Genomic DNA, 2576 nt, shown 5'->3' on the forward strand with positions numbered 1-2576 from the left:
GGAAGATGGTGGTGAGGATGGAGACGAACGAGAAGCCGGCGGCGAACGACGCGAACTTACCCAGGGAACGGTGAAGTTGCTGCTCGTAGCCGAATTCGCCGAGGTCGCCCGTGTCGTCGACGCCGGTTCCGCCGGACGGGCGGGGAGGTGCGGCCGGCGCGGTCAGCACTTGCGCAGTCCTTGTGGGTGTACTCAAGGGCTTACTCCTTCGGCGAGAGCAATATCTGTCGCTCGATAGTTTTCTCGCGGAAGGGCCTCGATGGGTGACGCCCGCGTATCCAGATCGCCGCCGGCCGTAACAGCATCGTTGCCTACGTTTCGGGAGCGTGACGAAACCCTCACTGCGGGTGGAGACCGCCCTTCCCGAGAGCGACCTGACATCATGGAGCGGTGACCACAGGGCCGGGACGACCCCGACTGACCAGTCAGCGCAGACCAGGGCAGACCACTCCCGAGGAGATACTCGACGCCGCCGGAGAGTTGTTCACCACCAAGGGTTTCGCGGCCACCTCGACCCGGCAGATCGCCGAGATGGTCGGTATCCGGCAGGCATCGCTCTACCACCACTTCCCCAACAAGGAGGAGATCCTGGTGGCGCTCCTCGAGGAGACGGTGTCCCCCGCGCTCGCCGCGGCGGGGCGGCTCGCCGACGCCGCCGCGCCCGCCACGGTGCGCCTGCACGCGCTGGCCACCTACGACGTCACGCAACTCACCGCCACCACATGGAACCTCGGTGCGCTGTATCTTCTTCCGGAACTGCTGACCGATCGATTCGAGCCGTTCCGCGCCCAGCGAACCCTGCTGCGCCGGCACTACCGGCAGCTGGCGGACCAGGCCCTCACGGAAATCACCGACGATTCAGGCGACACCTCCCCCGCCCTGACCGACCTGCCGTTCCGAATAGTCGAGAGCGCCATCGCAACCCGCGCCGACATCGAACGCGGACTGCTTCCCGGGCCCGAGAACGAGGGTGCCGCCGGACTCCTCGCCGACGCCTGCCTCCGCGCCCTCGGATGGACGAAGCCGATGGACGAAATCCGGGCGAAGTCGCGGGCACTGCTCGCTGAGACGGCGGGCGGAACACCCCTTCGCCTCTAGCCGTGCACGTCGGGCCCGTGAGATAAAGTCTGGCGAACGCTTATCACTGGGGGGTTATCTTGAGCGATGTCTTTGTCGTCACGGACGGCATCAGGAATTACGGCGCCACCGCTGCGCAGGCCGCCGAACAGATCAGCAGCGCCGCCGCACTCGATCTCGGCGCGAATCTCGCGGCACTCGCGCCCGTGTTCGGCCCGATCGGCGCCGACTTCCTCGCGTCGTTCGCCGCCGCACAGGCAAATCACGCCAGGTCGGTCGCCGAACTCGCGTCTCACTACGCGCAGACCGCGATCGCGGCGCATGCCACCGCCGATTCCTACGACTCCGTCGACGGCGCCAACGGCGCTGCGCTCGGCGGCGTCCGCGACGGAATCGGGGGCCTCGCATGACGTCCCCCGAACCCGCCGGGCACCCTGCGGAGCACGGATCGATCCTCGACCTGATCCAGGGAACGCCCGTCGGCGACGCCCTCGCGACGCCACTGCCGAGCACTCCGCTCGAGGCCCTGCAGAACTCTCCGCTCGGCCCGTTCCTCGAAGCGCCGCTCGGTGACCTGCCGCCGCTACCGGCCCTTCCGCCGCTGCCTCCACTGCCGCCGAACCCGGTGGAGGCGCTGCTGCAGGGGCACGGGCTGCCCGGACTGCCGGGTGTGGACGAATTGTTCAAGCCGCTCACCGATCTCGCCGGGAGTTTCGGCACCGGCACGTTCGGCTCGTTCGATCCGACATCGCTGCTCGACATGTCCTCGGGCATGATCGACCAGGCGATGTCGATGAGCCTGTCGGGGCTGAAGGTGCTCGACCAGATCTGGCAGAGCCAGGCAGCGCAGGCAGCGCAGTCGCAGGGCCTGCAGGCTCAGACGAGCGGCACGGAACTGAGCGAACGCGGCACGGAGATCTCGGCTACCACGCAGACCGCCGCGGCGTCCGTGGCGCGGGGCAACGCGAACCTCATGACGATTTCGGAGTCGTTCGCGGCGACCGCGGTCGCTGCCGCGCCGATGGTGATGACGCCGCCCGGGCAGGCGATGCTGCTCGCGTCCGCCGCCGAGCACCTGAAGGCGGCCATCGGGGTCGTGACGCAGACGCGCACCGAACTCAACGAACAGACCCTCACGATGAACGGTCTGGCCGCCCCGGTTCCGGTACCGCCGCCCCCGGCGCCCGGAGCCGTGTCGGGAGCCGCACCGGCGTCACCGTTCGCCATCGCGTCCACCGTGATCGAGGGTGTGGGCAAACCGATGATCTCCACCGTCACCGACAGTGTCGGCGACCTGGTGTCGGCGAGCACCCAGGCGGCGAGTGTCTCCTCGTCCGATCTGCCTGCCGACGCCCTGTCGGCGAAATCCGCCGTCACCCCCGCACACGGGGCATCGGGCGGAGTTCCGGGTGCAGTGGGCATCGCCGGCGGCGCGGGCATCGGCATGTACGGCGGCGGCGCGGGCGGAAGCGTCTCCGCGGGTAGCGGTTCCGTACCTC

At 68.9% G+C, this 2576-nt stretch carries 3 protein-coding genes and 1 pseudogene; 3 read left to right on the forward strand and 1 reads right to left on the reverse strand.

Annotation, left to right across the window (positions count from 1 at the left end; translation table 11 throughout):
* Positions 1-169: pseudogene (locus AC1D1G_RS44190) on the reverse strand (amino acid permease); the annotation flags it as partial.
* Positions 170-390: 221 nt separating this feature from the next.
* Between AC1D1G_RS44190 and AC1D1G_RS44195 the strand changes: the two are divergent.
* From AC1D1G_RS44195 to AC1D1G_RS44205, 3 genes are all read left to right on the forward strand, one after another.
* Positions 391-1098 carry a TetR/AcrR family transcriptional regulator gene (locus AC1D1G_RS44195; RefSeq protein WP_283354350.1) on the forward strand — a complete coding sequence of 236 codons (708 nt, stop codon included), beginning with the start codon at positions 391-393 and terminating at the stop codon, positions 1096-1098.
* Positions 1099-1157: 59 nt separating this feature from the next.
* Entirely contained in the window at positions 1158-1487 is a 330-nt protein-coding gene (locus AC1D1G_RS44200) for a type VII secretion target (protein ID WP_317567454.1), read from the forward strand.
* On the forward strand, positions 1484-2576 hold a 1093-nt coding region (locus AC1D1G_RS44205; protein WP_477956825.1), incomplete at its 3' end, for a hypothetical protein. The genes AC1D1G_RS44200 and AC1D1G_RS44205, both read left to right, overlap by 4 nt.

The sequence above is a fragment of the Rhodococcus sp. P3_B8 genome (genome assembly GCF_056402775.1).